This is a genomic window from Agromyces sp. P1_H4 (assembly GCF_056405255.1).
The window spans coordinates 1-2,966 of sequence record NZ_JBFUCL010000408.1; the positions used below are offsets into that span (position 1 = coordinate 1).

Annotated in this window: 3 protein-coding genes; 1 reads left to right on the plus strand and 2 read right to left on the minus strand. The window is 72.4% G+C overall.

Annotated elements, in window-relative coordinates:
• Window positions 1–99 precede the first annotated feature (99 nt).
• Complete coding sequence (locus AC1DY2_RS18010) at window positions 100–1,275, plus strand: MarP family serine protease (RefSeq protein WP_476763659.1); 1,176 nt, start codon at window positions 100–102, stop codon at window positions 1,273–1,275.
• A gap of 132 nt (window positions 1,276–1,407) precedes the next feature.
• On the opposite strand, the gene AC1DY2_RS18015 is transcribed toward AC1DY2_RS18010, so the two are convergent.
• Together AC1DY2_RS18015 and AC1DY2_RS18020 are read right to left on the minus strand one after the other, a co-directional pair.
• Window positions 1,408–2,340: an aldose 1-epimerase family protein gene (locus tag AC1DY2_RS18015; protein ID WP_476763660.1), complete on the minus strand. Its 933-nt coding sequence runs from the start codon at window positions 2,338–2,340 to the stop codon at window positions 1,408–1,410.
• On the minus strand, window positions 2,337–2,966 hold a 630-nt coding region (locus tag AC1DY2_RS18020; RefSeq protein ID WP_476763661.1), incomplete at its 5' end, for a DeoR/GlpR family DNA-binding transcription regulator. The genes AC1DY2_RS18015 and AC1DY2_RS18020, both read right to left, overlap by 4 nt.

Here is a 2,966-nt window from a genome sequence, read left to right on the forward strand (position 1 = left end):
GGGCACGTGCGCCGGGCGCGCTTGCAGGTGTCTCCGAGCCGGATGCCGCAGGCTGGTCCTCCACGGACGTGCGACCCGACGCGACGGAACGGAGGCACCATGGGCTGGAGCCTGCTGCTCGACGTGTTCCTCGTGCTGGCCTTCATCGCCGCGGCCGTGCACGGGTACCGCGCGGGCCTCCTGCGCACCGCCGCCGGCCTGATCGGGCTCGTGCTCGGCGGCCTCGCCGCGTACCTCGTGATGCCGTGGGTATCGGGGTTGGTCCCCGCACCGGAATGGCGAGCACCCGCGGCGATCGGCACGGCGCTGGTGCTCCTGTCACTCGGCGCATGGCTCGGCGCGGTCGTCGGTCGTGCGCTCAGCCGTGGCGCCCGCGCCGTGAAGCTCGGCGTGCTCGACCGTGTCCTCGGCGCCATCGGCAACCTCCTGGTCGCCGCGTTCGTGGTCGTGCTCGTCGCGTCGGGCGTGTCGGCGATGGGCGTGCCGGTGCTCTCGCCGGCGGTCGCCGGCTCCCGCGTGCTCACCGCCCTCGACCAGGTCACGCCCGCGCCGACCCGCACCCTGCTCGCCGAGATCCGCACGGCTGCGCTCGGCCAGGGCATCCCCTGGCTCGTGCAGGTGCTCGATGCGCCGACCGAGGCGCCTGAGCTGCCCTCGGGCGGCGTCGACGACGCCGAGCTCGCACGCGCGGCGACCTCGGTGGTGCGCGTCACCGGCACGGCCTTCCAGTGCGGCAGCAACCTGTCGGGCAGCGGCTTCGTCGTCGCCGAGGACCGCATCGTCACCAACGCGCACGTGGTCGCCGGCGTCACCGAGCCGATCGTCGAGGCGCCCGGGCAGCCGGCGCTCGCCGGTCGCGTGGTGGCCTTCGACCGCGAGAACGACCTCGCCCTCATCGCCGTGTCGGGACTGCTGACCCCGCCGCTCCCGATCGCCGACCTCACGACGGGTTCCGACGCCGCCGTGGCCGGCTATCCGTTCGGCGGTCCGCTCGAACTGCGGCCGGCCCGCGTGATGTCGGTCGGGCCGATCACCATCGAGGAGGGCGGCCGCACCTCGACACGCGAGATCATGACGGTCGCCGCCGACGTCGACCACGGCAACTCGGGCGGTCCGGTGCTCACGGGCGACGGCGCCGTGGGCGGCGTGGTGTTCGCCAAGTCGGATTCCGTCGAGAACGTGGGCTACGCCATCCCGGTGTCCACGCTGTCGCCGCTCGCAGAGCAGGCGCCGCTGCTGGAGGACACCGTGGACTCGGGGTCGTGCGCCGACTGATCGGCGTGCCACACATCGCGGAGATACGATCCRCCGCGCCGCGCGGTCCACGGCTTCGTCGGTGCGGCGGATCGTATATCCGCTGTACGTGACCGTGACAGGTGGTGCGACCGGTCGATCGTGCCGCGCGGCTCAGTCCGCGGTGAAGCCCTCGAACCGGATGCCCCAGCTGACCTGCCACTCGTCACCCGGGTCGAGCCAGCGCAGGCCGCGACCCGAGTTGAACGCCTCGGCGGGAGCCGTCATCGGCTCCACGGCGATCGCCACGTCGCCGTCTTCGCCGGGGAACTCGCGGCTCGTGTAGACCTGCACGTAGTCGAACTCGTCGTCGGCCCAGATGGACACCGTTCGCCCGTCGGGCGCGGTGAGCGTGTGCAGCACGACACCGTCTTCGCTGGCCACCTCGCCGAACGCGTCGTCGAGGTGGAGGTCGCTCACACGCCGGCCGTCGCGCAGGTCCCACTCGGTGTCGTCGACGGGAACCTCGCCGGTGGGCAGCAGGCGGTCGTCGACCTCGATGTGGCTCGCCGCGTCCAGGCGCAGCGTGAGGTCGCCGGTGGGCACGCCGCCGATCTTCAGGTAGGGGTGCGAGCCGAGTGCGACCGGCGCCGCCTCGGCGCCCAGGTTCTCCACGTAGTGGGTGACCTTGAGGCCGTCGGCGACGAGCTCGTAGTGCACGGCGGTGCCGAGCAGGTAAGGGTAGCCGAGCTGCGGGTAGATCGTCGCGGAGAGGGTCACCGAGTCGCGCTCGCGGGCGATCGGCTTGTACTCGGTGTACCGCAGCAGGCCGTGGATGGCGTTGTTGCGGGCCGGCTCGGTAATGGCGAGCTGGTGCTCGACGCCCTCGTGCGTCCACCGGCCGTCGCGGATGCGGTTCGGCCACGGCGCGAGCACGATGCCGGCGCCCATGGGGGGCGCCTGGTCCTCGGCGTAGGGAGGAACGAGGTCGATGCCGTTGATGCTGAGGGTGCGGATGCCCGCAGCGACGGCCGTGATCGTGGCCTGCAGGTCGCCGCTCGACGTCGAGGTCTCGAGCACGAACTGCTCGCCCGTGGGAAGAGTCATGGATCCACTTTAGGGTCTCGGGCGAGGTGCACCGCGAGCCCCGAGGCCTCGAGTTCTGCGACGAGCGGGGCCGGCGCCGCGGCATCCGTCACCAGCACGTCGAAGGCGTCGATCGGGGCGATGCGGCCCAGGTGCACCTCGCCGAGCTTCGAGCCGTCGGCGACCACGACGGCCCTGGCCGCGGCGCGCAGCATGAGCGCCTTCACCGCCGCCTCGGGCAGGTTCGCGTTCGTCACGCCGTGTGCCGGGTCGACGCCGTTGCAGCCGATGAAGGCGAGGTCGGCGTGCACCTCCTCGAGCATCGACCCGGCCAGCGGATGCACGAGCGAGTGCTGCTTCGGGCGCAGGGTGCCGCCCGTCACGACGACCGTGAAGCGCGGGATCTCGTCCTCGAGCTCGAGCGCGATCGAGAGGCCGTTCGTGAACACGACGAGGTCGTCGAGGTCGGCGCGGGCGCGCAGGGCGCGTGCGATCTGGAGGGTGGTCGTGCCGACGTCGAGGATGACGCTCTGGCCGCTGCGCACGAGCGACGCGGCGTACTCGCCGATCGACCGCTTCGGCTCCACGGATGCCGCGAGCGCCTCCTCGAAGCTCGGCTCGCGTTCGGGGCGCTCGGCCTCGAGCAC

Excerpts from the sequence above, each read along its gene's own strand:
- AC1DY2_RS18010 (WP_476763659.1), top strand. The coding sequence starts at position 100 with ATGGGCTGGAGCCTGCTGCTCGACGTGTTCCTCGTGCTGGCCTTCATC.
- AC1DY2_RS18015 (WP_476763660.1), bottom strand. The coding sequence starts at position 2,340 with ATGACTCTTCCCACGGGCGAGCAGTTCGTGCTCGAGACCTCGACGTCG.